This is a genomic window from Agrobacterium sp. SORGH_AS 787 (genome assembly GCF_030819035.1).
In the GTDB taxonomy this organism is placed as follows: domain Bacteria; phylum Pseudomonadota; class Alphaproteobacteria; order Rhizobiales; family Rhizobiaceae; genus Agrobacterium; species Agrobacterium larrymoorei_B.
The window spans coordinates 1084761-1110847 of sequence record NZ_JAUTBG010000002.1; the positions used below are offsets into that span (position 1 = coordinate 1084761).

Annotated in this window: 25 protein-coding genes; 11 read left to right on the forward strand and 14 right to left on the reverse strand. The window is 59.4% G+C overall.

The genetic code is table 11. The features are described 5' to 3' along the window. Positions 1 to 284 precede the first annotated feature (284 nt). Together QE435_RS14515 and QE435_RS14520 are read left to right on the forward strand one after the other, a co-directional pair. The gene (locus tag QE435_RS14515) at positions 285 to 719 is read left to right on the forward strand and encodes a MarR family transcriptional regulator (protein ID WP_349041808.1); all 435 of its coding nucleotides are present in this window, start codon (positions 285 to 287) and stop codon (positions 717 to 719) included. A gap of 184 nt (positions 720 to 903) precedes the next feature. Then, the gene (locus QE435_RS14520; RefSeq protein WP_306930469.1) at positions 904 to 2295 is read left to right on the forward strand and encodes a M20/M25/M40 family metallo-hydrolase; all 1392 of its coding nucleotides are present in this window, start codon (positions 904 to 906) and stop codon (positions 2293 to 2295) included. 420 nt (positions 2296 to 2715) lie between these two features. On the opposite strand, the gene QE435_RS14525 is transcribed toward QE435_RS14520, so the two are convergent. After that, positions 2716 to 2925: a cold-shock protein gene (locus QE435_RS14525; RefSeq protein WP_027674583.1), complete on the reverse strand. Its 210-nt coding sequence runs from the start codon at positions 2923 to 2925 to the stop codon at positions 2716 to 2718. A gap of 587 nt (positions 2926 to 3512) precedes the next feature. Here QE435_RS14525 and QE435_RS14530 point away from each other — a divergent pair. From QE435_RS14530 to QE435_RS14540, 3 genes are all read left to right on the forward strand, one after another. After that, on the forward strand, positions 3513 to 3971 hold the full coding sequence (locus tag QE435_RS14530; protein WP_349041809.1) for a YbaK/EbsC family protein: 459 nt from the start codon (positions 3513 to 3515) through the stop codon (positions 3969 to 3971). A gap of 140 nt (positions 3972 to 4111) precedes the next feature. After that, positions 4112 to 6433, forward strand: a complete 2322-nt coding sequence (locus QE435_RS14535; RefSeq protein ID WP_349041810.1) for a transglycosylase domain-containing protein — start codon at positions 4112 to 4114, stop codon at positions 6431 to 6433. A gap of 309 nt (positions 6434 to 6742) precedes the next feature. Next, the gene (locus tag QE435_RS14540) at positions 6743 to 7846 is read left to right on the forward strand and encodes a GH25 family lysozyme (protein ID WP_309772161.1); all 1104 of its coding nucleotides are present in this window, start codon (positions 6743 to 6745) and stop codon (positions 7844 to 7846) included. Positions 7847 to 7855: 9 nt separating this feature from the next. Here the strand turns inward: QE435_RS14540 and QE435_RS14545 are convergent, their stop codons facing one another. Then, positions 7856 to 8719 (reverse strand): DMT family transporter, encoded by an 864-nt coding sequence (locus tag QE435_RS14545; protein ID WP_349041811.1) that lies wholly within the window; start codon positions 8717 to 8719, stop codon positions 7856 to 7858. A 104-nt stretch (positions 8720 to 8823) separates the two neighbouring features. Between QE435_RS14545 and QE435_RS14550 the strand changes: the two genes are divergently transcribed. Next, the gene (locus QE435_RS14550; protein WP_349041812.1) at positions 8824 to 10236 is read left to right on the forward strand and encodes a PLP-dependent aminotransferase family protein; all 1413 of its coding nucleotides are present in this window, start codon (positions 8824 to 8826) and stop codon (positions 10234 to 10236) included. Positions 10237 to 10313: 77 nt separating this feature from the next. Continuing rightward, the gene (locus QE435_RS14555) at positions 10314 to 10643 is read left to right on the forward strand and encodes a hypothetical protein (RefSeq protein WP_306930481.1); all 330 of its coding nucleotides are present in this window, start codon (positions 10314 to 10316) and stop codon (positions 10641 to 10643) included. 457 nt (positions 10644 to 11100) lie between these two features. Here the strand turns inward: QE435_RS14555 and lepA are convergent, their stop codons facing one another. From lepA to QE435_RS14570, 3 genes are all read right to left on the reverse strand, one after another. Then, positions 11101 to 12939 (reverse strand): translation elongation factor 4, encoded by a 1839-nt coding sequence (gene lepA / locus QE435_RS14560; protein ID WP_349042866.1) that lies wholly within the window; start codon positions 12937 to 12939, stop codon positions 11101 to 11103. Between the two features lie 62 nt (positions 12940 to 13001). Further along, positions 13002 to 13871, reverse strand: a complete 870-nt coding sequence (locus tag QE435_RS14565) for a carbon-nitrogen hydrolase family protein (RefSeq protein WP_349041813.1) — start codon at positions 13869 to 13871, stop codon at positions 13002 to 13004. Further along, positions 13868 to 14464, reverse strand: a complete 597-nt coding sequence (locus QE435_RS14570) for a GNAT family N-acetyltransferase (RefSeq protein ID WP_349042867.1) — start codon at positions 14462 to 14464, stop codon at positions 13868 to 13870. The genes QE435_RS14565 and QE435_RS14570 overlap by 4 nt, the downstream gene beginning before the upstream one ends. A 74-nt stretch (positions 14465 to 14538) precedes the next feature. Here QE435_RS14570 and QE435_RS14575 point away from each other — a divergent pair, with 74 nt between their 5' ends. Then, the gene (locus tag QE435_RS14575) at positions 14539 to 14940 is read left to right on the forward strand and encodes a ketosteroid isomerase-related protein (protein ID WP_306930489.1); all 402 of its coding nucleotides are present in this window, start codon (positions 14539 to 14541) and stop codon (positions 14938 to 14940) included. A gap of 85 nt (positions 14941 to 15025) precedes the next feature. On the opposite strand, the gene QE435_RS14580 is transcribed toward QE435_RS14575, so the two are convergent. From QE435_RS14580 to QE435_RS14590, 3 genes are all read right to left on the reverse strand, one after another. After that, positions 15026 to 15388 (reverse strand): MmcQ/YjbR family DNA-binding protein, encoded by a 363-nt coding sequence (locus QE435_RS14580; protein ID WP_349041814.1) that lies wholly within the window; start codon positions 15386 to 15388, stop codon positions 15026 to 15028. Then, positions 15385 to 16590 carry a bifunctional phosphopantothenoylcysteine decarboxylase/phosphopantothenate--cysteine ligase CoaBC gene (gene coaBC / locus QE435_RS14585; RefSeq protein WP_349041815.1) on the reverse strand — a complete coding sequence of 402 codons (1206 nt, stop codon included), beginning with the start codon at positions 16588 to 16590 and terminating at the stop codon, positions 15385 to 15387. Before coaBC ends, QE435_RS14580 begins: the two co-directional genes overlap by 4 nt. 124 nt (positions 16591 to 16714) lie before the next feature. Next, complete coding sequence (locus QE435_RS14590) at positions 16715 to 18298, reverse strand: peptide chain release factor 3 (RefSeq protein ID WP_306930495.1); 1584 nt, start codon at positions 18296 to 18298, stop codon at positions 16715 to 16717. A 90-nt stretch (positions 18299 to 18388) separates the two neighbouring features. Here QE435_RS14590 and dut point away from each other — a divergent pair, with 90 nt between their 5' ends. From dut to cysK, 3 genes are all read left to right on the forward strand, one after another. Beyond that, on the forward strand, positions 18389 to 18859 hold the full coding sequence (gene dut / locus QE435_RS14595) for a dUTP diphosphatase (RefSeq protein WP_306930497.1): 471 nt from the start codon (positions 18389 to 18391) through the stop codon (positions 18857 to 18859). Positions 18860 to 18926: 67 nt separating this feature from the next. Beyond that, the gene (locus QE435_RS14600; protein ID WP_062427321.1) at positions 18927 to 19544 is read left to right on the forward strand and encodes a LysE family translocator; all 618 of its coding nucleotides are present in this window, start codon (positions 18927 to 18929) and stop codon (positions 19542 to 19544) included. Between the two features lie 140 nt (positions 19545 to 19684). Beyond that, complete coding sequence (gene cysK, locus QE435_RS14605) at positions 19685 to 20653, forward strand: cysteine synthase A (protein ID WP_306930499.1); 969 nt, start codon at positions 19685 to 19687, stop codon at positions 20651 to 20653. A gap of 42 nt (positions 20654 to 20695) precedes the next feature. Here the strand turns inward: cysK and deoA are convergent, their stop codons facing one another. The 6 genes from deoA to QE435_RS14635 are packed head-to-tail and all read right to left on the reverse strand — an operon-like array spanning position 20696 to position 26075. Then, entirely contained in the window at positions 20696 to 22006 is a 1311-nt protein-coding gene (gene deoA / locus QE435_RS14610; RefSeq protein WP_349041816.1) for a thymidine phosphorylase, read from the reverse strand. Positions 22007 to 22012: 6 nt separating this feature from the next. After that, positions 22013 to 22786: a deoxyribose-phosphate aldolase gene (deoC, locus tag QE435_RS14615; RefSeq protein ID WP_306930502.1), complete on the reverse strand. Its 774-nt coding sequence runs from the start codon at positions 22784 to 22786 to the stop codon at positions 22013 to 22015. 2 nt (positions 22787 to 22788) lie between these two features. Beyond that, positions 22789 to 23589, reverse strand: a complete 801-nt coding sequence (locus QE435_RS14620; protein ID WP_349041817.1) for a purine-nucleoside phosphorylase — start codon at positions 23587 to 23589, stop codon at positions 22789 to 22791. Between the two features lies 1 nt (position 23590). After that, on the reverse strand, positions 23591 to 23992 hold the full coding sequence (locus QE435_RS14625) for a cytidine deaminase (RefSeq protein WP_306930506.1): 402 nt from the start codon (positions 23990 to 23992) through the stop codon (positions 23591 to 23593). Between the two features lie 3 nt (positions 23993 to 23995). Next, positions 23996 to 24967, reverse strand: a complete 972-nt coding sequence (locus tag QE435_RS14630) for an ABC transporter permease (protein WP_306930508.1) — start codon at positions 24965 to 24967, stop codon at positions 23996 to 23998. A gap of 4 nt (positions 24968 to 24971) precedes the next feature. Beyond that, the gene (locus QE435_RS14635; RefSeq protein ID WP_306930511.1) at positions 24972 to 26075 is read right to left on the reverse strand and encodes an ABC transporter permease; all 1104 of its coding nucleotides are present in this window, start codon (positions 26073 to 26075) and stop codon (positions 24972 to 24974) included. Positions 26076 to 26087: the final 12 nt, after the last annotated feature.

Genomic DNA, 26087 nt, shown 5'->3' on the forward strand with positions numbered 1-26087 from the left:
GTAATCCGCTCTTCCCTTGAAAAGCCGCATTTGCGGCCTCATTTCTAGGAGGACGGCGACTGATCACGCCGTAGTCTGATAGCTGGCTCGTCCCCCGCCGCGTCAGACCGGACAAAGGCCTTTCCCCCTCTCCGGGCCTTTGTCCCTCAATATGACCGCCATGACCGTCCCCTCCCGGTCATGGCGGTTTTCTTTTGCGCAAATGCCTCTCTCGATACGCATGCTTCACGAAAGCATGGGCCGCTACATAGCACGATATGTAAATGATCCGGACGATGTGCCCGATGGGATTTTCTCGACAGGACTCTGCAGCCTATCTGGCAGCGCAACTGGCCAAGGGCTTTTCCCAGGCTCTGCTCAAGCGCACCGTTGCCCTCGGCTTCTCGCCCGGCCAATTTCCTGTTCTGCTCGAGCTCTGGCAGGAAGACGGGCTGACGCAGCGCCAGTTGCTCGACCGGGTCGATATCGAACAGGCGACGCTCGCCAATACGCTTGCGCGTATGGTTCGCGACGGGCTGATCGAGCGTAAGCCCCATCCGACAGATCGCCGGTCGCAGATCATCATGCTGACGGAAAAAGGTGCCGCGCTTGAAGAGGCCGCCATTGCCGCATCGAGAGAAACGGAAGAGGCGTTGCTGAAGGACCTGCTGAAGTTCGAGCGGCAATTGCTGCTTGAATATATGAGCCGCGCCATCAGCGTCGCTAAATCGGAAAAGTAAGTTTTCCGGCTCGAAACCGTCTCATATTTACTCTATCGTCCTGCCATCTGGCGCATTGGCGCGATGACCGATACCGGTCGTCGTTACGCCTTTGCGGAGATTTAAAGAGGTGGAAATCGCCTTGCTCAGTGAAATGACGACTGGCGCCCCACACATGACAGGCCAGACATGACAGGATCATGCAATGACAGATATTTCCCCCGTTCTCTCGGCGGTTGACGACAATCTCCCCTCCAGCCTTGAGAGACTTTTCGAACTCGTTCGCATCAAGTCCATCTCCACCGATCCGGCTTACAAGGCAGAATGCCGCAAGGCGGCCGAATGGCTGGTGCGCGATCTGACGAGCATCGGTTTCGACGCCTCCATCCGCGATACCGCCGGCCATCCCATGGTCGTCGCGCATCATGATGGCGCGACCGCCGATGCGCCGCATGTGCTGTTCTATGGCCACTACGACGTCCAGCCTGTCGATCCGATCGATTTGTGGCAGGACGATCCTTTCGATGCCAAGCTGAAAGACATCGGCGAGGGTCGACAGGTAATTTCGGGCCGCGGGACGTCGGACGACAAGGGCCAGTTGATGACCTTTGTCGAGGCATGCCGTGCCTATAAGCAGGTGATCGGTTCGCTGCCGATCCGCGTCACTATTCTTTTCGAAGGCGAAGAGGAGTCCGGGTCGCCATCGCTGAAGCCATTCCTGGACGCCAACTCGAATGAGTTGAAAGCCGATTACGCTCTGGTCTGCGACACCAGCATGTGGGATCACGAGACGCCCGCCATCGCTGCGGCGCTGCGCGGCCTCGTCGGCGAAGAAATCGTTATCACCGCTGCCGACCGCGACCTGCATTCCGGCCTCTTCGGTGGCGCTGCCGCCAACCCGATTCATATTCTGACTGACATTCTCGCCGGTCTGCATGATGAGACCGGGCGCGTTACCTTGCCGGGCTTCTATGATGGCGTTGAGGAAACACCCGCCAACATCAAGGCATCCTGGGACAATCTCGGCCGCACGGCCGAATCCTTCCTCGGCGAAGTCGGACTTTCGATTCCAGCGGGCGAGAAGGGGCGCTCCGTCCTTGAACTGACATGGGCGCGGCCAACGGCGGAGGTCAACGGCATTACCGGCGGCTATACCGGCGAGGGCTTCAAGACCGTCATCGCCGCAAAGGCATCCGCTAAGGTCTCCTTCCGCCTCGTCGGCCGTCAGGACCCGGCAGCCATCCGCGAAAGCTTCCGTGCCTATGTGCGCTCGAAAATCCCGGCTGATTGCTCTGTCGATTTCCACGAGCATGGTGGCTCTCCGGCCATCCACCTCTCCTACGATTCGCCCGCCTTGACCAAGGCAAAGTCGGCGCTTTCGGATGAATGGGCAAAGCCTGCCATTGTCATCGGCATGGGCGGATCTATTCCCATCGTCGGCGACTTCCAGAAGATGCTCGGTATGGATTCGCTGATGATTGGCTTTGGTCTCACCGACGACCGCATTCATTCGCCCAATGAGAAATACGAGCTGAAGTCCTTCCACAAGGGTACGCGCTCATGGGTACGCATCCTGTCCGCCTTGAGCGCGAAGTAATGGACTTTTGAAAATGCAGTGCCGCGTTGAGCGGCACTGCGCCATAGAGCGAAGCCCCAAAAACAAAAAGGCCGGGCAAGCCCGACCTTTCATTCCCGTTTATGCGATCAGTGCCAGTACATCCGTGGTCAAAGTGCAAAAACGGTTTTGTGTCTCAGCACGGCGCCAACTTTTCGGCTGTCGCTCATGTCTTCCCTTTCATCATTGCGCGCCTTGGTTAATTTTTCATTAACGAGGGTACAACGCGGCGGCTCATCAAAGCCTCATCGGGAACTGCTGGAACACTGATGAACCCTATATGGGTGAGCATCGTGTCTTTTACAAGGCGGAGACGGAATTCAATTTATATAAATGCAAAAAGCCGGAACACGAGGTCCCGGCTTTTCAACTGACAGGCTGGATAAACCAGCCAAATCATGATTAGGCAGCAACGATGCTGTCGGCAGACATCTTGCCAGAACGACGGTCCTGAACGAGTTCGTAGGAGATCTTCTGACCGTCCTTGAGACCGCTCATGCCAGCGCGCTCGACTGCAGAGATGTGTACGAACACGTCCTGTGCGCCGTCGTCAGGCTGAATGAAGCCGTAGCCCTTGGTTGCGTTGAACCACTTTACTGTACCAGTAGCCATAACGAGTTCCTTCCGTTGGCGTATTACTTTTGCGCTGAAAATCAGCGCGGTTTTGGTCGAATTTGAAGGAAAGAAAGATCGTCTGAGCGTCTTTGGGACGCCGAAGCTCTGGTCGTCAAACAAATATCGATGCGAGAGAAGTAGGGCGAGGAAACAAATAAGTCAAGTTTTCCTCCAGCATGGTGTCGCGACAAATCTCACGGACGATTTTCAGTAGAGCATTTCGCAGCATTCTGAAGGCGCAAGAACGAGATCGCATTCTTCCTGCGGTTACCGTGTTCTTCACGGCGCAATTCCTGAAATTTGAAATTGTGTGCGTAACGGCGCGAAGGCTGCCATTCAGGCAATAAAAAACCCGGCGCGGGAGGAGGTGCGCCGGGTTTTTAAAACTGACTGACAACTGGGAGGAGGAGTGCTGTCAGTCCAATCGGGCGACGCTGGGAGGAGGAGTGCGTCGCTTCGATGTTTGTAAGATACAGGAGTTCCTGTCCGAAAACAGACTTATCATTGCAGTGCAGCATTGCATTTTTTGCATACCTATAGGGTTTCGTCTTGCTTTGAACGGCACCCCCGCCTAAAGATTGCGCATGAGCCTAGCTTCTGTCCAAGAATTTTTCGCCACCCATGCTCCAGACATCACGGTACTGGAAACAGAAACCAGTTCCGCGACGGTGGCGCTTGCCGCTCAAGCTCACGGTGTCGATCCCGATCAGATCGCCAAGACGATCTGCCTTAAGGCGGGCGACACGATTCTCCTCGTGGTGACGGCTGGCATGAAGCGGCTCGACAATCGCAAATTCCGCGATCGTTTTGCTGCAAAGCCCCGCATGTTGGGTGCGGAAGAGGTTGTCGAGGTGACGAGTCACCCCGTCGGTGGCGTCTGCCCTTTTGGCCTGCCATCCGATCTGCCGGTCTATTGCGATGTGTCGCTTAAGAACTATGCCGAAGTCGTTCCCGCCGCCGGCGCCATCAATGCCGCCGTTCGCATCTCGCCGGAGCGCATGGCGCATTTGACAAAGGCCGAGTGGGTCGACGTCTGCCAGTAAGGCGGGGCGCGATGACGCCGATGTGAGGGGCTCTCAGCCTTAACGCCACCTTAAATCGCCGCATTTAAGCTTCAACCGGATTTGTCTTGAATGACAGCATGTCCGTCGCGGCATCAATATCACGGAGCAGTTTCTGACAGATGGCAGGTAGCGGAAAATCACGCCAGAGAGTTGAACCTTCCTTTGGGGATTTTCACGATTCCGGCGACGACCTGCGTCTCGATGCGAGTGATCGTGTTGCCGGCACCAATGCTGGCAGCCGAAAGTCTGGTCCTTCCGATGCCCCGCCGCCGAAAAAGCGCGGAAGCCTGTCGTCGAAATCGAAATCGAAGTCCAAGCGGGAAACGCGTGAGCGCGGCGGGATCACCGGTTTTTTCCGCAGGATCATTTATTGGTGCATCGTGCTCGGCATCTGGGGTGGCATCGCAGTGGCTGGCGTCGTCGTCTATTATGGCGCACGCATGCCGAGCGCCAGCACATGGGCCATTCCCGAACGCCCGCCGAACCTGAAGATCGTCGCAGTCGATGGCACGGTTCTAGCCAATAGAGGCACGACGGGCGGCGAGGCTTTGTCGCTCGAGGATATGTCGCCCTATATTCCCCAGGCCGTCATCGCCATCGAAGATCGCCGTTTCTACTCCCATTTCGGTGTCGATCCGCTCGGCCTCGGGCGCGCTGTGGTCACCAACCTTCTTCATGGTCGCACGGTTCAAGGCGGTTCGACCCTGACGCAGCAACTGGCGAAAAACCTGTTCCTCTCTCCAGAGCAGACGTTGGAGCGCAAGATCCAGGAAGCGCTACTCGCCATCTGGCTGGAGCAAAAATACACCAAGGACCAGATCCTTGCGATGTATCTGAACCGCGTCTATTTCGGCTCGAACGCCTATGGCGTCGAGGCCGCCTCGCGGCGCTACTTCAACAAGTCGGCGCGCGACGTGAATCTCGGGGAAGCGGCGATGCTGGCAGGGCTGTTGAAAGCGCCCTCTCGCCTTTCGCCAGCGCGAGATCCGCAGGCGGCGGAAGAGCGCGCCCAGGTGGTGCTGCAATCCATGCGCGATGTCGGCTTCATCTCCGAAGACGAGATCAAGACCGCCATGTCCCAGCCGCCCACCAAGGCAAAGCGCTTCTGGTCGGGTGCGGAACACTATGCCGCCGACATGGTCATGGATGAGGTCAAAAGCCTGATCGGCGATGTGAAGCAGGATCTGACGATCGACACGACCATCGACCTCAATCTTGAGAAGGATGCCGAGAAGGCGCTCAACGATGTGCTGAAGAGCGAAGGCAAGAAGCTCGGCGCCTCTCAGGCTGCCCTTGTTTCGATGGACGGCTCCGGCGCTGTCCGCGCCGTCGTTGGCGGCGCCGATTACGCCGAAAGCCAGTTCAACCGCGCCACCAAGGCCAAGCGGCAGCCGGGCTCCGCCTTCAAGCCCTTCGTCTATATTGCCGCGCTCGAATCCGGCCTGACGCCCAACTCGGTGCGCAACGACGCGCCGGTCCGGATCGGCAACTGGACGCCGGAAAATTACGATCAGAAATATCGCGGTGAAGTGACGCTTGCGACCGCGATCGCCAACTCGCTCAACACCATTGCCGCACAGCTCGTCATGGAGGTCGGTCCGACCAAGGTCACGCAGGTGGCACATCGGATGGGCATAGAATCCGACCTTCAGGCGAATGCATCGATTGCGCTCGGCACCTCTGAAGTGTCGCTACTGGAGCTGACCTCGGCCTATGCGCCGATGATGAATGGCGGCTTCAAGGCAACGCCGCATATCGTCAAGCGCATCACCGATGCAGACGGTAAGGTTCTTTACGAGAACAAGTACGATAACCCGCCTCGCGTTCTGGATGAAGGCATCGCCGCGACGATGAACGGCATGCTGACCGGCGTCATCAATGATGGTACCGGCAAGGCTGCGCGTCTTAAAGGCTGGCAGGCAGCCGGCAAATCCGGCACGACGCAGTCTTTCCGTGATGCGCTTTTCGTCGGCTACACCAGCCAGCTGACCACCGGCGTGTGGTTCGGCAATGATGATGGCACATCGATGAAGAAGGTGACCGGTGGTGGCCTGCCGGCCAAGGCCTGGAAGGAATTCATGACGGCAGCCCATAGCGGCCTGTCGCCATCACCGCTCTTTGGGCTTGGCGCCTCTGGCGGTCAGGAGATCGGCCAACCCATGGCACAGAGCCCGCAGGCTCCAGCGACCATCGGCGATATCATCTCCAATGCGCTCGGTGGCGGCTCTGCCCCAACACCGACGGATTATCCGCCCGCACCTGTGGGCGCGGAGCAAACCGCAGGCACGGTGCCAGCGCCACCGCCGGAGTATCCGCAGCAAGCCTATCCGCCTCCGCAGGGAGGTGGACCCGTACCGCCTGCGGATATCGGCGGGGCCGCACCGTCGCGACAGAACGGGCCAAAGCGGACGACGCTTCTTGATATTCTTATGGGCAATTGACCCTGCGGAGCCGACTGTTCATCCGTTAAAGCATGGTCCACGCAAAAACGTGCATCGGTTTTCTTAGAACGACATGCGGTAGAACAATGGCCCAAAGCGTATGAGCGCATCTGAAAGATCGCGACACACTTTAGATGACGGACTTTTCACGCAGAGTTGAGACATGCCGCTTTTTACCTGCGTAAGCCTCGTCCTGTCGTAAAGATTGGATTCAGTCTTTTTTGATAATTTCCCGTTAGTCATACCTTTTGGTTATCAGGACCGGCGTCTCTTGCGCGTGTCCCGATTTTGTTTTGCGTACGGGTTCTCATGCGTCGATCGACAGTGCCAGCTTTTGTTCTCGCCTGCCTATCTCTCACGGGCTGTACCTCCAATTCCGGGCCGGACGCCCTGGTGGCGGGCCTGCCTTCGAAGGAGGTGACGAATTCCGTTACGCCTTCCGCCCCCGTGCCGCAGGCCAGCGTGGGACAGACCGATCAGAGAGTGCCTCTCAACACCAAGCAGCATCAGGAAGTTCTGGCATGGGGCGGACCGATGCCGGCGGGCTCGCCCGCTTTCGCGGCTGTGGACAAGCAGATGTCGACGCAGCAGCGGCTAGAACCGGTTATAGCACCTCCCGTCGTTCCCCAGGCCCGTGTCAATCTTCCTCAGGACCGACCGGTCCAACTGGCCATGGCGGGCAGCGTTGCCATGAGTGCAGGGTCGTCTGCACGCTCGCGCGTGTTTCGCCCGGCGTTTTCCGACGCCAAGCCGATCAATTTTGGCAGGGTTCAGCCAAAACATTTTGAAGTTCACGGCGTGGATGTCTCGCGCTGGCAGGCCAATATCGACTGGGAGCGCTTGAGAACGCGCGGCGCCAACTTCGCCTTCATCAAGGCAACCGATGGCGGCGACCATCTGGACCCGATGTTCCGCACCAACTGGGAACGGGCAAAAGCGGCGGGTGTTCGCCGCGGCGCTTATCACTTCTTCTATTGGTGCCGTCCGGCAAGCCATCAGGCGGACTGGTTCATTCGCAACGTGCCGAGGGACCCCGACGCCCTGCCGCCGGTGATCGATGTGGAATATAATGGCGAGTCCGCCTGCAAGATGCGGCTTTCCCGCGCCCAGGTGCTGGAAAAGATGCAGGTCTTCATGGACAGGCTCGAGCGCCATTATGGTAAGCGCCCGATCATCTATACCGCACCCGATTTCTACAAGGATCACCTGTCCGGCGAGCTGCACGACTATCCCTTCTGGCTGCGTGCCGTTGCCCAGCACCCATCGCGGGTCTATCCGGACCGCAAGTGGCTGTTCTGGCAATATTCCGGCTCCGGCCTCTCGCACGGCGTCGAAGGCAAGATCGATCTCAATGTCTTCAACGGCAGAGAAGAAGATTGGCACCGCTGGGTCGGCCGCGGCGGTAACGGTTGATAGGCGAGTCTACTTTGCGAACTTCCGCGCACCCGCCACGCAGGCGACCACGCCGAGCGTGACGGCCAGCATGGCGAGGCTGACGGGCTCGCCGAGCAATGTGGCCGCAAGCAACAGTCCGAAAAAGGGTTGCAGCAGTTGGAGCTGACCGACGGCTGCGATGCCGCCGAGCGCCAATCCGCGATACCAGAAGACGAAGCCGATCAGCATGCTGAAGAGCGAGACGTAAGCCAATCCGCCCCAGGCCGGCGCGGCAATGCCGCTCCATGTCGAGGGCATGGAAAAAAGCGCTAACGGCAACATGACCGGGAGCGAGATGACCAGCGCCCAGGAAATCACCTGCCAGCCGCCCAGTCGACGCGAGAGCGCCGCACCTTCGGCATAACCCAAGCCGCAAGCAAGAACCGCTGCCACCATCAACAGATCGCCGATGAGGCTTCCCTCGCCATTGAGGCTGAAGGCAAAGCCTGCGACCAGCAGGCTGCCGAGGCAAGAGAACAGCCAAAAGGTCGGACGGGGACGCTCACCGCCACGCAACACCGCGAAAGTTGCCGTTGCGAGAGGGAGAAGGCCGATAAAGACGATGGAGTGGGCAGAGGTGATGTGCTTCAGGGCAAGTGCGGTCAAAAGCGGAAAGCCGACGACCACACCGAGTGAGACGATGACCAGTGAAAACAGATCGTTGCGAGAGGGTCTCGCCTCACGGAACGCCAAAAGCAGGGCAGCACCCAGCAGTCCGGCGATACTGGCGCGGGCAAGGGTCAGGAAGAGCGGATCGAAACCCGTTACCGCAAGGAGGGTGGCCGGTAGCGATCCGCTGAAAATCAATACCCCGATGAAGCCGCTCAACCAGCCGCTCGACACTCTGTTCATTGTAGGCACTCCTTTTTGAGCGTCTATGGCTGCAAACCAGTAGCGCTGCCAGAGACAGTCGCATACAGTTTGGCAAAACTGTTATGGTATAGTGAGCAGAACAGATGGAACTGAAGGAGCGCCGGACAGAGAGTGCCTCGCCCCGCATCGACGCGGTGATGGCGGAAATCCGTCGCCGCATCGCCGCGCGCATATTGACGCCGGGCGCGAAACTGCCCTCCGTCAGAGCTTTGGCAAAAGCTTTGACGGTCTCGACCTCTACGGTGGTGGAGGCCTATGAGAGGCTCGTCGCCGAGGGCGCGATCCGCTCGCGTCCGGGTTCGGGGTTTTATGTTGCTACGGCGCTTGCGCCGCTCTCTCTTGTAGAGATCGGCCCGAAACTCGACCGGCAGGTCGATCCCTTCTGGGTCTCGCGGCTGGCGCTGGAGGGAGGGCAGGGGCTTACCATGCCCGGCTGCGGCTGGTTGCCGCCCTCCTGGATGCCGGAAGAGGCTCTGCGAAAAGCGCTTCGAGCCCTATCGCGCTCGCAGGCCAATATCCTTACCGACTATGCCACACCGCTCGGATTGCTTCCGCTTCGCCAGCTGCTGGCGCGACGATTGGTGGAGTCCGGTATCACGGTCGGACCCGATCAGATCCTTCTGGTGGATTCCGGCACGCAAGCGATCGACATGGTCTGCCGCTTCCTACTGGAGCCTGGCCAGACGGTGCTGGTGGATGATCCCTGCTATTTCAATTTCCATGCCTTGCTGCGGGCACACCGGGTCAAGGTCGTGGGTGTGCCTTTTACGCCGGAAGGGCCGGATATCGCGCTGTTCGAACAGGCCCTGGAGGAACATCGCCCAAGGCTCTACATCACCAATTCCGCCATCCACAACCCAACGGGCGCTGCCCTCTCACCCGTGAATGCCCATCGTCTCCTGATGCTGTCAGAACGCGCGGGCCTGACGATCATCGAGGATGATATTTTCTCCGACTTTGAAATCACCAAAGCACCGAGGCTTGCCGCTTTTGATGATCTCAACCGCGTCATCCAGATCGGCAGCTTCTCAAAAACCCTCTCGGCGTCTGCCAGATGCGGCTATATCGTCACGCGTAAGGACTGGCTCGATCCTTTGGTGGACATGAAGATCGCGTCCAATTTCGCCGGTAGCCAGATTTCTGAAGCCTTAGTGCTCGAAGTGCTGAAAGACGGAAGCTACAGAAGGCACATGGAAACGTTGAAGGCGCGGCTCGCGAAGGCGAGGGCACATGTCATGCAGACGTTGCGCTCGCTCGGCATCGAGCCCTGGTTGGAGCCGCAGGCGGGTGTCTTTCTCTGGTGTCGTCTTCCTTCCGGCATCGATGCTGCGGAGGTGGCGCGCCATGCTCTGACCGAGAATATGGTGCTGGCGCCCGGTAGCGTTTTCAGCCAATCGGACACGTTTTCAAGCTTCATGCGCTTCAATGTTTCGCAATGTGAAGATCCGCAATTCGCCCGTATTCTCTCGAGCGCACTCACGCCATCAAAACGCTGAGTGCCATGTTTTTTGGCATTTTAGGAACTATTCACGCAGACGTGCATTTTCTCCGCATTGGAAGAGGAGAAAACACCATGACTTTTGATCCAAACCTGCCACGCGATCCGAACCTCCGTCCGGACCGTCCTGAACTGCGCACCACCCCTGAAGCCCAGCGTAAATCCGCTGGCTGGGCACCATGGGCCGCGATCATCGTGGTCCTGCTGGTCGGCGGCTTCATCTGGATGCAGATGAGCAACCCGTCCACGACGGACCCGACAACCACGTCGTCCACGACACCGCCAGCGGTCAGCGATCAGGCTCCCGCCCCGGCACCAATGACGCCAACGGCTCCGGCAACCCCGCCAGCTAACGGCGCTGCCCCGGCTTCGCCGAACACCAACGGCACGTCGACCCAGCCTTAATCGTCACTAATGCAATTTTAGAGAGCCGCTTGCCGAAAGGCAGGCGGCTTTCTGCATTTGGTTAGAGGACGCGTCGGAGTCGTTCCGGCGAACGCTGACATGACCGACCGGATCGATGGTCTCGCAACAGATGTCAGTCGGGCGTTTCATGGCTTCGAAGTTGGGATTGAAGGAGGAGAGCGTGGGGTTGGCCGAAGGCTCGTCTTTGCAGCAGGCGTCACCGAAGACCTACCGCCGATAGCGGGTTTGCGTGATCGCCGCCTCCGCGCTTGCCATTCACCATGGATTGATGCTGCCAATGCGATGAAGCAGACAACGAAGCGCGGCGTCTTTGCCTGTGGCGATATCGCTCGTCCGGCTGGTTCGGTTGCGCTTGCGGTACCCGAGTCTAGACCGGCGATGAAACAAAAAATCCCGACAATTGGCCGGGATCTTCAAATGAGAGACGATGAGGCGCTTATTCGTCGTTCATCTTCAGCGCGGCGATGAAGGCTTCCTGCGGAATTTCCACCTTGCCGAATTGACGCATGCGCTTCTTGCCTTCCTTCTGCTTGTCCAGCAGCTTGCGCTTGCGGGTGGCGTCGCCACCGTAGCACTTGGCGGTCACGTCCTTGCGCAGCGCACGGACGGTCTCACGTGCGATCACCTTGCCGCCGATGGCGGCCTGGATCGGGATCTGGAACATGTGCGGCGGAATGAGTTCCTTCAGCTTTTCGCACATGCCGCGCCCGCGACGGTCCGCTGCCGAGCGGTGGACCAGCATGGAGAGCGCATCGACCGGATCGCCATTGACGAGGATCGACATCTTTACGAGATCGCCTTCGCGGTAATCCATGATGTTGTAGTCGAAGGAAGCGTAGCCCTTGGAGATCGACTTCAGGCGGTCGTAGAAGTCGAACACCACTTCGTTGAGCGGCAGTTCATAGGTGATCATGGCGCGGTTGCCGACATAGGTCAGCTCCGTCTGGATGCCGCGACGATCCTGGCAAAGCTTCAAGATGCCGCCAAGATACTCGTCCGGCGTCATGATCGTCGCCTTGATCCAAGGCTCACGAATTTCCTTGATCTTCACCACGTCCGGCATATCCGCCGGGTTGTGAAGTTCCTTCTCCGTGCCGTCCGTGAGCGTCATCTCGTAAACGACGGAAGGTGCTGTGGCGACGAGATCGAGATTGAACTCGCGCTCCAGACGCTCCTGGATGATTTCCAGATGCAGAAGGCCGAGGAAGCCGCAACGGAAGCCGAAGCCGAGGGCTGCGGAGCTTTCCATTTCGAAGGAGAAGGACGCGTCGTTCAGGCGAAGCTTGCCGACGGCGGCGCGCAGATCTTCGAAGTCCGCCGCATCGACCGGGAAGAGACCGCAGAAGACCACGGGCTGTGCCGGTTTGAAGCCGGGCAGGGCCTTTTCCGTCGGGCGCTTGTCATCGGTAATCGTGTCACCGACGCGCGTGTCGGCCACTTCCTTGATCGAGGCGGTGATGAAACCGATTTCGCCAGGGCCGAGACTATCCACGGTAACCATCTTCGGCGTCAGAACGCCGACACGCTCGATCGTGTATTTCGCGCCAGAGCCCATCATGCGGATCTGCTGACCCTTGGTCAGCACGCCATCGATGATGCGGACCAGAACCATGACGCCAAGATAGGTATCGTACCAGCTATCGACGAGCAGCGCCTTCAACGCACCCTTCTCACCGGCTTCGCTCTTGGGGGCGGGCAGCTTATGAACGATGGCTTCCAGAACGTCTGGAATGCCGAGACCGGTCTTGGCCGAAATCATCACGGCTTCGGACGCATCGATGCCGATAACTTCCTCGATCTGTTCCTTGATGCGATCCGGCTCCGCGGCAGGCAGATCGATCTTGTTCAGCACCGTGACGATCTCGTGATTGTTGTCGATCGCCTGATAAACGTTGGCAAGCGTCTGCGCTTCCACGCCCTGCGAGGCATCCACCACCAGCAGCGAGCCTTCGCAGGCCGACAGCGACCGTGACACTTCATAGGCGAAGTCGACGTGGCCGGGCGTGTCGATGAGGTTCAGCACATAGGTCTCACCGTCATTGGCCTTGTAATGCAGGCGAACGGTCTGAGCCTTGATGGTGATGCCGCGCTCACGCTCGATATCCATATTGTCCAGCACCTGCTCGGACATATCGCGCTCGGCAAGGCCGCCCGTCGACTGGATCAACCGGTCGGCAAGGGTGGATTTGCCATGGTCGATATGGGCGACGATGGAGAAGTTGCGGATATGGTCGAGGGGCGTGCGGGTCGAATTGGTGCTCATGCCCCGCGCTATAGAGGGTTTCGCGGGCAAATGGAAGCTGTTCTATGGCGGCAAGACGCGGCGAAATCGGCTTTTCAGGCCGGGAACTGTTCGCTCCAGTCACGCCGCGTCGCCACCTGTCCTTGCGTGCGCAGACGCGCCACATCGGCAAGGTCGATATCGACGATGAGCAGCGTGCTCTCCGTTACCGCGTCGCTCTCACTTTCCGCCACGATGCCATTGGCCGGCATGCCGTAGTCGGAGGGCACATAAAGTGCTGCGCGGCCGCGATTCTCATCGACCGCAGGCGACCACGGCGCTTCTCCGGCGGTGGGAGAGGAGAGGACGGCGAGCTGGTTTTCCAAAGCGCGCGCCTGTGCACCGATCCGCACCCGATAAGAGCCCGCCAATGTGTCCGTGCAGCTTGGCGCCAGCACCAGGTCCACGCCCATTTCGGCAAGCCTGCGGCCCAGCATCGGAAACTCGTTGTCGTAGCAGATCAGAATACCGAGCTTGCCGATACTGGTATCGAAGGCTTTGAGACCCTCAATTCCCGCATCGATAAACCATTGTTCGCGCTCGAAACGCGTCATGATCTGCTTGTCCTGATAGCCGATCAGCCCGTCAGGCCCAAACAGCCAGGCGCGGTTGCGGAACTTGCCATCGGCATCCTTCACCGGTGCGCTGCCCGGCTGGAACAGAATCTGATGCTGACGCGCCAGTTCTTCGCAGAGTTCCACCCAGGATGGGATCAGGCTTTGCATCGCCTCGATCGAGCCATGCAGATCGGAGCGGACATCCGGCGGCAGTTGTCCGGTCAGCGCCATGGCGGAATATTCTGGCAGCAGAAGCAGTTCCGCGCCTTTTGCCTTAGCGTCAGCCACGATTGCGGCAAGATGCTTGGCATACGCGTCCCAGGTTTCGATCAGCTCGATTGCATATTGGCAGGCGGCGAGCCGGGTCATTTGGAAATCCTTTTCATCCAGAAAGAGAGAGGCTTCGGGCTCTCTGCATCTTCATCCAGGTCCTGCCATGTGAAGCTGGTGCGAAGTTCCGGATGATGCGTATAGCCACGCTTGGCCCAGAAGTCGTTCAATGGCACGTAATCGGCGGGACGGCGCGGATGATCGACCGGGCGTTCCACGGCGCAAAAGGTGCACCATTCAAAGCAGCCAAGGCGCTTTGCATGTGCCTCCCGCTCCTCGAAGAAGCGCACGCCCACGCCATGGCCGCGATATTCGGGCAACAGCACGCTCTCACCGAAATAGAAGATGCGCTGGAGATCGTAACCTGCGTCCAGAAAAGGCGTCTTCACCTCAGCCGTTTCCGCAATCATCGGCATGCCTGTGGACATCCCGACTATCTTTTCGCCGTCCATGGCCAGCACGAACACTGCACCCTCGGCCTTTGCGTAGGTCGAAAGATAGGTGTGCTCGTAATCGAACGATCCGTCATAGAGGTACGGGAAAGCGCGAAAGACGGTAATGCGCAACCGTGACAGATCGTCGAAGAACGGTGCGGCATCGATGCCGGAAAGGGAACGGATTTCGACGGTCATGGGCATGTTCACCTGGATTTTCCTTGGTTATACCGTCATGGAAATGCTGTGCAAGTCTCGAAGGGAGCTGAACCATGTCCGCAGTCGAAACCATCCGCGCCTATTACGATGCCTTCAACCGGCAGGATATGGATGCCTTTCTGGCGCTTCTGACCGACGATGTGGTGCATGACATCAATCAGGGTGAGCGGCAGGTCGGAAAAGACGTTTTCGCCAAGTTCATGCAGCACATGAACCACTGCTATAAGGAAAACCTCACCGACATGGTGATCATGGCCAGCGAAGACGGCAAGCGCGCCTCCGCGGAATTCGTCGTCAACGGCCAGTATCTGAAGACCGACGAAGGCCTGCCGGAAGCCAATGGGCAGACCTATGTCCTGCCCGCTGGTGCCTTCTTCGAGCTGAAGGATGGCAAGGTGTCGCGCGTGACCAACTACTACAATCTCAACGACTGGATTGCGCAGGTTGGTGCTTAAAGGCTAAGGGCTTCGCTTGTGGCCATGGATCCTCGCCTCAGGGGCGAGGATGACGTTGGAGGAGGGGTTGTTGGACTAGCCCGACTCACGTCTCCAGCACGATACCGAGTTCTGCCCGCAGTTTCTTTGTCAGCCCTGCCGCCACGAGTTCGTAGGAGCGGCGCACATAATGCTCAAGTTCCTCGCCTTCCAGCGGGGAATGATCGCCGATCGACACCCATTTGCGTTTGGCGAAATAGGGTGCCTGGGCAATGCCTTCCAGAGAGGTCAGGATTTCGAAACTCTCTTCCGAGCATTTGACGACAAGCCGCCAGTCGTTCCGCTCTCCCAGCACCGCAAACACCTTGTCGCCGACCTTGGCAACATGCGAATCCCATTGATCGACAAAGCGCACGCCCGGCCAGGCCCCAAGCGTTGCGTCGAATGTCTTTCGCTCGAAAAGGCTCATTGCAGCTTCTCCGCGATCAGCGCGGCCAGTCGTTCGGCAACCTCCGCCTTCGAGAGGTCGGGCCAGGCATCGACACCCTTTGCAGAGATGATCTTCACCTGATTGCGCGCCCCACCCATGATACCGGTTTCAGGGGAGACATCATTGGCAACGATCATGTCGGCGCCCTTGCGCTGAAGCTTGGCGCGACCATTGTCCTCGACATTCTGGGTTTCCGCTGCAAAGCCGATCACCAGCGTGGGCCGCTTTTCGTGGTGGCCGACGGTCTTCAGAATATCGGGGTTCTCGGTCAGTTGCAGCGCCGGCGGCGCATCCCCCGGCTGCTTCTTGATTTTTTGGTCCGAAGAGCTCGCCACCCGCCAATCCGCAACGGCCGCGACGAAGACGGCGATATCCGACGGGAGCTTGCCAAGCACGGCGTCGCGCATCTCTTCGGCGCGCTCCACATGAATGGTCGTCACGCCCGCGGGATCGGGGATCGTCACCGGGCCGGAGACAAGCGTTACGTCGGCGCCAAGCTTGGCGAGAGCGGCAGCAATCGCGTGGCCCTGCTGGCCGGATGAACGGTTGGCGATATATCGTACGGGATCGATTGGCTCGTGGGTCGGACCGGAGGTCACAATGGCCGTCCTACCCTTGAGCGGCTTCGGTGCATCGTCCAGCAACTGCGCGACAGCCTCTGCGATCTGCAAGGGCTCCGCCATGCGTCCGACACCGGCCTCGCCCTTTTCCGCCATCTCGCCCGCCATGGGTCCGATGAAGGCAATGCCATCGCCCTTCAGCGTCGCGATGTTGCGCCGGGTGGCCTTGGCCTCCCACATTTTCGGGTTCATCGCAGGGGCGACCAGAACCGGCCGGTCCGTCGCCAGCAGCACGGTGGAAGCGAGGTCATCCGCGATCCCGTTCGCCATCTTCGCCAGAAGATCGGCTGTCGCGGGCGCGACCAGAACGAGGTCGCAGTCGCGTGCGAGCCGGATATGGCCCACATCCTGCTCATCCTGCCGGGAGAAAAGCTCGGTGAAAACATGGGTGGCAGAGAGCGCGCCGACGGCGAGCGGCGTCACGAACTCCTGCGCGCCCTTAGTCATCACCGGCGTCACCTTCGCGCCGCGCTCTCTTAGTCGGCGGATGAGATCGAGGCTCTTATAAGCGGCAATGCCGCCGGAAATGATGAGCAGTATATGCTTGTTCGACAGAGCCATGCGCAAAGACCAGTTTCCCGTTTAAGCGGGAAACTACAGCATCGGCCCGAAAATCGAAATCGATTTTCGGGTAAGCATCATGCGTCGATTCAAATGGCTCCAGCCCTTGTTTGGCAAAGTGCAATCACGCCGCCTTGGCGACGTGATATTCCTTGATGGCGACCATCTTGATCGCCGGAAAACGCTCGGCCTCGTAGCGCAGCGAGAACGCATCCTGCGCCAGAAACACTGGATCACCGTCGAGATCGCGAGCAATATCGCCACGCTTGACGTTCAGGAACTTTTCGAATTCCGCAGGCTGGTCGGACGAAATCCAGCGGCAGACGGAGAAGCGCGACATTTCAAAGGAGACCGGCAGGCCATATTCGCCCATCAGTCGTTCCTTCAACACGTCGAGCTGCAGTGCGCCGACGACGCCGACAATCGCAGGCGAGCCGTCTTCAGGCGAAAACAGCTGCACCACGCCCTCTTCGGCCATCTGCTGCAGTGCTTCTTTCAACTTCTTCGCCTTCATCGCATCTTCAAGCCGCACGCGACGAAGAATTTCCGGCGAGAAGTTCGGCACGCCCTGGAAGACCAGGTTTTCGCCTTCGGTCAGCGTATCACCGATGCGGAGCGTTCCGTGGTTGGGAATACCGACCACATCGCCGGCATAGGCCGTATCGGCCAACTGGCGCTGCGAGGCGAAGAAGAATTGCGGGGCGGTCAGGCCCATCTGCTTGCCGGTACGAGCAAGACGCGCCTTCATGCCGCGCTCCAGCTTGCCGGAGCAGATGCGTGCAAAGGCGATACGGTCGCGGTGGTTCGGGTCCATATTGGCCTGGATCTTGAAGACGAAGGCCGTCATCTTTTCTTCCGCCGCATGCACGAGGCGGGTATCGGCCACCTGGTCACGTGGCGGCGGGGCGAAATCGCCAAGCGCGTTGATGAGATCGCGCACACCGAAGTTACGAAGCGCCGAGCCGAAGAAGACCGGCGTCATATGGCCTTCGAGAAACGCCTGACGATCGAAGGGACGGCAAGCCTCCATCGCCAGTTCCGTTTCCTCGATGAAAGCGTCCCGCTCGTTTTCCGGCAGGCGGTCAGCCACGGCCTGCGGGCCGTTGACGGGCAGACCATCGACCTGCGTGTCATTGCCGCGGAAGGTGTTTTCGGCAAGATTGTAAGCGCCGCAGAAGGTCTTGGAGCGTCCGACGGGCCAGGTAATCGGCGCGGTATCGAGCGCCAGCTTCTCTTCCACCTCGTCGAGAATCTCGAAGGGATCGCGGCTTTCACGGTCCATCTTGTTGATGAAAGTAATGATAGGAATGTCGCGCATGCGGCAGACTTCGAACAGCTTCAGCGTACGCGGTTCGATACCCTTGGCGGCGTCGATGACCATGATCGCGGCGTCCACGGCCGTCAGCGTGCGATAGGTGTCATCGGCAAAGTCTTCGTGACCGGGCGTATCGAGAATGTTGAAGACCCGGTCGTTATATTCGAAGGTCATGACCGAGGTTACGACCGAGATGCCGCGCTCGCGTTCGATCTTCATCCAGTCCGAACGGGTCTGGATGCGATCCTTTTTGGCCTTCACTTCACCGGCAAGCTGGATCGCTCCGCCGAACAGCAAGAGCTTCTCGGTCAGCGTCGTCTTACCCGCATCCGGGTGCGCGATAATAGCAAAGGTGCGGCGGCGGGAGACCGCCTCGGCAAGTGTTTCGGCCATCTAACAAATCCTGTGGAATTGCGGGCTATCTAGCGTTTCGAGCCCGCTTTTGCAATTGACCTTGACCCCGCGAGCGCAAACTAATGCCGCATGAACACGCAAAACGCCCCGTCTCCCGCCCTGAAACTCATCCGTCTTCCTAATGGTGAAGGCATTGAGTTGCCATCCTACGAGACCGCCGGTGCCGCTGGCATGGACCTTCGCGCTGCCGTCGAGGCAGGTGAAACCATGACCCTTCGTCCCGGTGAGCGAGCACTGGTGCCGACCGGTTTCATCTTCGAGGTGCCGCTCGGCTATGAGGCGCAAATCCGCCCACGCTCCGGCCTCGCCATCAAGAATGGCATTACCTGCCTGAATTCCCCGGGCACGGTGGATAGCGATTATCGCGGCGAGGTGAAGGTGATCCTCGCCAATCTCGGGCAGGAAGATTTTATCATCGAGCGCGGCATGCGCATCGCTCAAATGGTCATCGCGCCGGTAACGCAGGTGACGGTCACTGAGGTGACTGAATTCACGCGAACCGAACGCGGCGCCGGTGGCTTTGGATCGACGGGCGTCTAACGGATCACGACGTTGTGAGTCGACGCGTTGTGGAGTATGTCTCGAAGGACGACGAAGGGACATCTCCATGACGATCACGACAATCCTTGCCTATGCGATGGCATTATTCATTGCCGCGGCCATTCCGGGTCCGGGCATGACGGCGATCGTTGCGCGCGCCCTCGGTTCAGGTTTCCGTGAGACGTTCTTCATGGGGCTCGGTCTGGTGCTGGGGGATATGGTCTATCTGACGGCTGTCATCCTCGGTCTCGCCTTTGTCGCCCAGACCTTTCAGGAAGCCTTCATGGTGCTGAAATTCGCCGGTGCCGCCTACCTGCTTTATATTGCCTGGAAGCTGTGGACCGCAGGGCTTCTGCCGCAGGACTTGCAGGCGAAGAAAAGCACCAGCATCGGCATGTCCTTCTTGTCCGGTCTGTTCATCACGCTTGGCAATCCCAAGACGATGTTGTTCTATGTCGCGCTCGTCCCGACCCTGATCGACATCCGCGGAATCGGCTTGTCCGAATATGCGGTTCTGATCGGCCTCACCTTTACCGTGCTGATGGCGGTATTGCTGCCCTATATTCTGCTGGCGTCCAAAGCCCGCACATTGCTGAAGCGCCCAAGCGCCTTGACCATCCTCAACCGTACCGCAGCAGGCATTCTTGCGGGGACGGCGGCGATGATCGCGACACGCGCCAGCTGAGAACATTCTTCCACATAAGCCATGGATATTGGTGATCTATCCCGGGTACCTGGCCCTTTAGGCACGTTTGTTCTCTGGCTTCCCTGCAAGTATCGCCCTATCCTGCGCGCGATTGCATGACATAAGGCAGGAGAGCAGGCATGTCGGAAGCGAAAAAACCCGGACGCGGACGCATCTATTCCTCGATCACCGAAACCATCGGCGATACGCCGCTGGTGCGTCTGGACAAACTGGCGCGCGAAAAGGGTGTGAAGGCGACGCTTCTGGCAAAGCTTGAATTCTTCAACCCCATCGCTTCCGTCAAGGATCGCATTGGCGTCGCGATGATCGAATCCCTTGAAGCACAGGGCAAGATCACGCCCGGCAAGACAACGCTGGTCGAACCGACATCGGGGAATACCGGCATTGCGCTCGCATTCGCCGCTGCCGCCAAGGGTTACAAGCTCATCCTCACCATGCCGGAAACCATGTCGGTGGAGCGCCGTAAGATGCTCGCACTGCTTGGTGCCGAACTGGTGCTGACCGAAGGTCCCAAGGGCATGAAGGGCGCCATCGCCAAGGCACATGAGCTGGCCGAAACGCTGCCTGACGCCATTATTCCGCAGCAGTTCGAAAATCCCGCCAATCCGGAGATCCATCGCAAAACCACGGCAGAGGAAATCTGGAACGATACCAATGGTGATGTCGATATCTTCATCGCCGGCATCGGCACAGGCGGCACGATCACCGGCGTCGGGCAAGTTCTGAAATCTCGTAAGTCTGATCTGAAGGTGGTGGCCGTGGAGCCGACGGACAGTCCCGTTCTCTCTGGTGGCACGCCCGGCCCACACAAGATCCAAGGCATTGGCGCCGGTTTTGCGCCGAGCATTCTCGACACCAAGGTCTATGACGAGATCGTCACCGTCAGCAATGACGATGCCTTTGAAACAGCGCGTCTTGCAGCACGGCTGGAGGGCGTTCCGGTTGGGATTTCATCCGGCGCAGCACTCGCCGCCGCCATCAAGGTCGGCTCGCGGGAAGAGAATGCCGGAAAGACCATCGTCGTGATCATCCCGTCCTTTGCCGAGCGCTATCTCTCGACGGCGCTGTTCGAGGGGCTTGGCCTGTAAAAACAGAAGAAAGCGCGCGGCAGCAGATGCCGCGCAGCCGCCTCATGCGATACGCTTGACGATGACAGGCGCTGCTACGCCGGGCGTTTCTGAGATCGTGTAGGCGTGTTGCACGGACGCGACGATGCGCTCGGCGTCCTCCCGGCTCGCAGCATGCACCAGAGCAATCGGCTCGCCGCCTTCCACCTTCGTACCAAGCGGCAGAATATCCGACAGGCCGACGCGATGATCGATCCGGTCGCTGGGATGACGACGACCGCCGCCAAGCTCGACCACTGCCATACCGAGATCGCGGGCCTGGCAGGCCGCAAGCCAACCGCTCTTTGGCGCTGGCACCGGCACGATATGCGGTGCTGCTGCCAGATACTCCTTGGGACGGTCGATAAAATCTGCCGGCCCGCCAAGAGCGGAAACCATCTGCCCGAAGTGTTCTAGCGCACGACCAGAGGAAAGCGCCTCACGTGCCAATGCCTCTGCATCGGCAAGCGTCGCCGCTACGCCCCCCTGCACCAGCATCTCGGAAGCGAAGGCGAGAACCAGCGTTTCAATGCGCGTTCCGCTTTTCTGGCCATGGAGGAAATCAAGGCAGTGGACAATCTCGAGCGTGTTGCCTGCCGCATCCGCCAAAGGCTCGTTCATGTCGGTGATCAGTGCGGAGGTTTTGACACCTGCGCCATTCGCCACCTGAACCAAGGCAGCGGCAAGCAGCTCCGCCTCGTCGGCGCTCAACATGAAAGCGCCGCTGCCGAATTTGACGTCGAGCACCAGCGTTTCAAGCCCAGCGGCCAGCTTCTTGGAGAGAATGGAGGCCGTGATCAGCGGAATGGAATCGACCGTCGCCGTGACGTCGCGGATGGCGTAGAGGCGCTTGTCGGCAGGCGCCAGATCGCCAGTCTGGCCGATAATGGCACAGCCGATCTCCTTGACTGTGCGACGAAACAAAGCCTCGTCCGGCATCACATCATAGCCCGGAATGGCTTCCAACTTGTCCAGCGTCCCGCCGGTATGGCCAAGGCCTCGGCCTGATATCATCGGCACGGCGAGACCGCATGCGGCCACGATGGGCGCCAGCATCAACGAGACATTATCACCGACACCGCCGGTCGAATGCTTGTCCGAGATGGGTTTGCCGATATCGGCCCAGGACAGCACATCGCCGCTGTCGCGCATCGCAAGTGTCAGCGCCACCGTCTCCTCGCGGGTCATGCCGCGAAAGTACACCGCCATAGCGAAGGCCGCCGCCTGACCTTCGGAAATCGAACCGTCGGAGAGTGCCGCGATGAAGGCCGCAATATCGTTTGCGGCAAGCGTCTCGCCATCACGCTTGCGACGGATGATTTCCTGCGGAAGCATGGGAGATCAATATCCGCTGGCAGCTTTGGCAGGCTCTCCACCCGCCAGCACATTCAAGACGTCATCCAGCAGGCTGGAGGCGCCGAAGCGGAAGGTGGAGGGCATGGCCCAATTGGGCTGCATGATGGTTTCCGCCAGCCTGAGATACAGCGTCGCATCTGCCACCGTGCCAATCCCGCCGGCAGGCTTGAAGCCGACCTTCTTCCTGCTGTCGCGGATGACCTGCAGCATGATGTCTGCTGCCTCCAGTGTGGCATTGACAGTCACCTTGCCGGTCGAAGTCTTGATAAAATCGGCCCCTTCGGCAATGGCGATTTCGCTGCCACGGCGGATAAGGGTCTTGTCCTTCAACTCGCCGGTTTCGAGGATGACCTTGAGCAGGATCGGCTCTGGGCAGGCCTTGCGAACCGCCGCCACCATCTCCGCCACTGCGGCTTCATCGCCTGCGATGAATTTGCGATAGGGGATGACAAGGTCGATTTCGTCCGCGCCATCGTCAATGGCGCGTGTCGTCTCTGCGACGACGGTCGCGACATCGAGATCGCCGGACGGGAAATTCACCACCGTGGCAATGCGGATGGAATGGTTGTTGCCGAAGGCGGCGCGCGCCTGAGCGACAAAACGCGGCCATATGCAGATGGCGGCTGTATTGCCGAACTGCGTGTGGGCTTTCTGGCAGAGGCTCGCGATCTGCTCCGGCGTGCAATCGTCTTTCAGATTGGTCAGGTCCAGCAAGGACAAGGCGAGGCTGGCTGCTTCGCGCGGGCGCTGAAGTTCCATGCTCAGTTTCCTCCCGAAATCATTTCCGTTAAAACAGCGGCAAGACGTTTGCCGCCGATCGGAGCCATATCCTTGGTCTCGTCATGGCTCAGTTCGGCGCCGGTCATTCCGGCACCGTAATTGGTAATAACGGAAGCAGCGGCAACGCGCATCCCGAAAAAGCGCGCAAGGATCACTTCCGGTACGGTGGACATGCCCACAGCATCGGCGCCCAGCGTTCGCGCCATGCGGATTTCAGCGGGCGTTTCGAAGCTTGGGCCGGAAAACCACATATAGACGCCGGAAAACAGCGGGACGGTCGCACGGATCGCCGCATTGCGCATGGCAAGCGTCAAATCCGCATCGTAAGCGCTGGTCATGCCGACGAAGCGCTTGTCGCTCTCCTCGCCGATCAGCGGGTTCATGCCCGAATAGTTGATGTGATCGGTAATCTGCATCACCGAGCCGGGCGGCATATCCTGGCGAACCGAGCCCGCCGAGTTGGTGAGAATCAGGGATTGGACACCGATACCGGCTAGCGCCTCGATCGCCGGACGCATGGCGGATGCATCGCCCTTTTCGTAGTAATGAACACGGCCGGACAGCATGATGACCGGTTGGCCGCCGAGATAACCGGCCACCACTTCACCGGCATGGCCTGAAACAGCACTTTCCGGAAAGCCTGGTATATCCGAATAGGGAATGCGGATCGGGTCCACGACCTCATCCACCAGGACGCCGAGGCCGGAGCCGAGCACGATGGCTGTGCGGGGAACAAGCCCACTCAGCCGTTCCACCAAAACGTCGATGATCGCGTGATCCATCTTACAACTCGGTCTTGAAGCTGAAGGGCAGAAGTTCGTCCATGGTCATGACCTTCTGCACACCGGTCTCGTCGCAGAGATAGACCTTGGTTTCGGGCGTGGCGAACTCGGCAATCTTCTGACGGCAGCCACCGCAGGGCGGGCAGAGCGCCAGCTTTTCGGCAATGACGGCGATCTCCTTGATCTCTCTCGCCCCGCCCATCACCATGGCGCTGATGGCGGATGGCTCCGCGCACCAGCCCTGCGGGAAGGACAGGTTCTCGATATTGGCGCCCTTATAGACCTTGCCATCTTCGGCACGGATGGCAGCCCCTACCGGAAACTTGGAATAGGGCGCATGGGCAAAACCCATGGCCTCACGGGCGGCTTCGAAGAGCGCGTGGGTCGTCTGTTCGTTCAGCATCGATCAACGCTCCTTGGAGTAGGCAACGCCACCAGCTTTCGGCGGCTTGGCGACGCCGATGAAACCGGCGAGCAGAATGCAGGTGAGGATATAGGGCAGTGCCTGGAAGATCTGCACCGGCACTTCGCCAATGCCGGGGATCGCCTTGCCCTGCATGAAGTTTGCCATCGCATCGAGGAAGCCGAACAGCAGGCAGGCAAACATGACCGGGACTGGCTTCCACTTGGCGAAAATCAGAGCGGCGAGTGCGATATAGCCCTTGCCGGCAGACATGTTGGCAATGAAGGCAGCCGATTGCGCGACGGCAAGATAGGTACCGGCAAAACCGCACAGGAAGCCGGCGACGATGACGGCGCGAAAGCGCATCCATGCTACCGAAATACCAGCCGTATCCACGGCACCGGGGTTCTCACCGACAGCGCGGAGACGAAGGCCAAAGCGCGTGCGGTAAAGCACCCACCAGGAAATCGGTACCGCCAGGAAGGCGAGATAGGTCAGGATGTTGTTACCGGAAATGACGTTTGCATAGAGAGGGCCGATGAAGGGCACCTCGCGCATCATGTCCGCACCCGGCAGAATGATCGGCGTGAAGCGGCCTTCGCCGGTGATCTGGGGCGTGCGTCCACCCTGGCCGAACCAGGCCTGCCCGAGAACGACGGTGAGACCGGCGGCGACGAAGTTTAAGGCCACACCGGAAACGATCTGGTTGCCGCGATTGGTGATGACGGCAAAGCCATGCACCAGCGAGAAGAAGATCGAGATACCGACACCCGCAGCAAGACCTGCCCACGGATCCTTTGTGAGATAGGCAACGCAGGCGGATGCGAAGGCCGCAGCCAGCATCTTGCCTTCGAGGCCGATATCGAAGACGCCAGCGCGTTCGGAAAACAGCCCCGCAAGCGCGGTGAACAGAAGCGGAATGGTCAGGCGGACGGTCGAACCGAGAATGCTGACCAGCATGTCGAAGGTTTCCATAGCCTTACCTCTTCACGAAAGTCTGGTAGATGCGCACAAGCGCGGGGCGATACATATATTCAAGGGCACCGGCAAACAGGATCACCAGACCCTGGATCACGACGATCATCTCACGGGTGATATTGGGCATTTCGAACGAGAGATCCGCGCCACCCTGATAAAGAATGCCGAAAAGCAGCGCCGCAAAGACGATGCCGAGCGGATGGCTTCTTCCCATCAGCGAGACGGCAATGCCGACGAAACCGGCACCGGCCACGAACTCCACCTGAAGACGGGCTGACGCGCCCATCACCGGGTTCAGCGCCATCATACCGGCGAGACCGCCGGAGATCAGCATCGCGATGATGACGGTGCGTGAATAGGGAATGCCCGCATAGACGGCGGCCGAAGGGCTGATGCCCAGCGTGCGCATTTCATAGCCAAGCTTGGTGCGCCAGATCAGCACCCACACCAGAAACGCCATGACGAGCGCGATGATGAAGGACACGTTGAAAGGAGCAGGGCCAAGCTTCAGGCCGAACAGTGCCATCAGCCAGTCGAGCTTCGGCAATTGGCCGCCCGGCAGGAAGGTGCGGGTTTCAGGCGCCATCTTGCCAGGAACGATCAGCACGTTGACGAGGAGATAGACCATCAACGCCGCGGCAATGAAATTGAACATGATGGTGGTGATGACCACATGGCTGCCGCGTTTGGCCTGTAGCCAGCCGGGAATGAAGGCCCATGCAGCACCGAAGACGGCCGCACCGATCACGGCGAAGGGCATTGTCACATACCAGGGCACATAGCGGTCCAGCGCGAGTGCCACAAGTGCCGCACCCAGGCCGCCAATATAGGCCTGGCCTTCCGAGCCGATATTGAAAAGTCCGGCATGGAAGGCGACGGCGACGGAAAGCCCGGTGAAGATGAAGCTCGTCGTATAGAAGAGTGTGAAGCCGATGGCGTCACCTCGGCCAAGGGCGCCTTCGATCAAAAGGCGAAGTGCCGCGAAAGGATCTTCGCCGATCGACCAGACGACAAGGCCGGAGATGAAGAAGGCCGTCAGGATGTTCAGAAACGGCAGAAGGCCGTAGGTCATCCAACCGGGAAGGGGAACGGAAGCTGTACTCATATGTGTGTGGCC

What these genes read in the sequence shown, in the direction of transcription:
- QE435_RS14515 (WP_349041808.1), top strand. Translation starts at nt 285, where the DNA reads ATGGGATTTTCTCGACAGGACTCTGCAGCCTATCTGGCAGCGCAACTG.
- QE435_RS14520 (WP_306930469.1), top strand. Translation starts at nt 904, where the DNA reads ATGACAGATATTTCCCCCGTTCTCTCGGCGGTTGACGACAATCTCCCC.
- QE435_RS14525 (WP_027674583.1), bottom strand. Translation starts at nt 2,925, where the DNA reads ATGGCTACTGGTACAGTAAAGTGGTTCAACGCAACCAAGGGCTACGGC.
- QE435_RS14530 (WP_349041809.1), top strand. Translation starts at nt 3,513, where the DNA reads ATGAGCCTAGCTTCTGTCCAAGAATTTTTCGCCACCCATGCTCCAGAC.
- QE435_RS14535 (WP_349041810.1), top strand. Translation starts at nt 4,112, where the DNA reads ATGGCAGGTAGCGGAAAATCACGCCAGAGAGTTGAACCTTCCTTTGGG.
- QE435_RS14540 (WP_309772161.1), top strand. Translation starts at nt 6,743, where the DNA reads ATGCGTCGATCGACAGTGCCAGCTTTTGTTCTCGCCTGCCTATCTCTC.
- QE435_RS14545 (WP_349041811.1), bottom strand. Translation starts at nt 8,719, where the DNA reads ATGAACAGAGTGTCGAGCGGCTGGTTGAGCGGCTTCATCGGGGTATTG.
- QE435_RS14550 (WP_349041812.1), top strand. Translation starts at nt 8,824, where the DNA reads ATGGAACTGAAGGAGCGCCGGACAGAGAGTGCCTCGCCCCGCATCGAC.
- QE435_RS14555 (WP_306930481.1), top strand. Translation starts at nt 10,314, where the DNA reads ATGACTTTTGATCCAAACCTGCCACGCGATCCGAACCTCCGTCCGGAC.
- QE435_RS14565 (WP_349041813.1), bottom strand. Translation starts at nt 13,871, where the DNA reads ATGACCCGGCTCGCCGCCTGCCAATATGCAATCGAGCTGATCGAAACC.
- QE435_RS14570 (WP_349042867.1), bottom strand. Translation starts at nt 14,464, where the DNA reads ATGACCGTCGAAATCCGTTCCCTTTCCGGCATCGATGCCGCACCGTTC.
- QE435_RS14575 (WP_306930489.1), top strand. Translation starts at nt 14,539, where the DNA reads ATGTCCGCAGTCGAAACCATCCGCGCCTATTACGATGCCTTCAACCGG.
- QE435_RS14580 (WP_349041814.1), bottom strand. Translation starts at nt 15,388, where the DNA reads ATGAGCCTTTTCGAGCGAAAGACATTCGACGCAACGCTTGGGGCCTGG.
- coaBC (WP_349041815.1), bottom strand. Translation starts at nt 16,590, where the DNA reads ATGGCTCTGTCGAACAAGCATATACTGCTCATCATTTCCGGCGGCATT.
- QE435_RS14590 (WP_306930495.1), bottom strand. Translation starts at nt 18,298, where the DNA reads ATGGCCGAAACACTTGCCGAGGCGGTCTCCCGCCGCCGCACCTTTGCT.
- dut (WP_306930497.1), top strand. Translation starts at nt 18,389, where the DNA reads ATGAACACGCAAAACGCCCCGTCTCCCGCCCTGAAACTCATCCGTCTT.
- QE435_RS14600 (WP_062427321.1), top strand. Translation starts at nt 18,927, where the DNA reads ATGACGATCACGACAATCCTTGCCTATGCGATGGCATTATTCATTGCC.
- cysK (WP_306930499.1), top strand. Translation starts at nt 19,685, where the DNA reads ATGTCGGAAGCGAAAAAACCCGGACGCGGACGCATCTATTCCTCGATC.
- deoA (WP_349041816.1), bottom strand. Translation starts at nt 22,006, where the DNA reads ATGCTTCCGCAGGAAATCATCCGTCGCAAGCGTGATGGCGAGACGCTT.
- deoC (WP_306930502.1), bottom strand. Translation starts at nt 22,786, where the DNA reads ATGGAACTTCAGCGCCCGCGCGAAGCAGCCAGCCTCGCCTTGTCCTTG.
- QE435_RS14620 (WP_349041817.1), bottom strand. Translation starts at nt 23,589, where the DNA reads ATGGATCACGCGATCATCGACGTTTTGGTGGAACGGCTGAGTGGGCTT.
- QE435_RS14625 (WP_306930506.1), bottom strand. Translation starts at nt 23,992, where the DNA reads ATGCTGAACGAACAGACGACCCACGCGCTCTTCGAAGCCGCCCGTGAG.
- QE435_RS14630 (WP_306930508.1), bottom strand. Translation starts at nt 24,967, where the DNA reads ATGGAAACCTTCGACATGCTGGTCAGCATTCTCGGTTCGACCGTCCGC.
- QE435_RS14635 (WP_306930511.1), bottom strand. Translation starts at nt 26,075, where the DNA reads ATGAGTACAGCTTCCGTTCCCCTTCCCGGTTGGATGACCTACGGCCTT.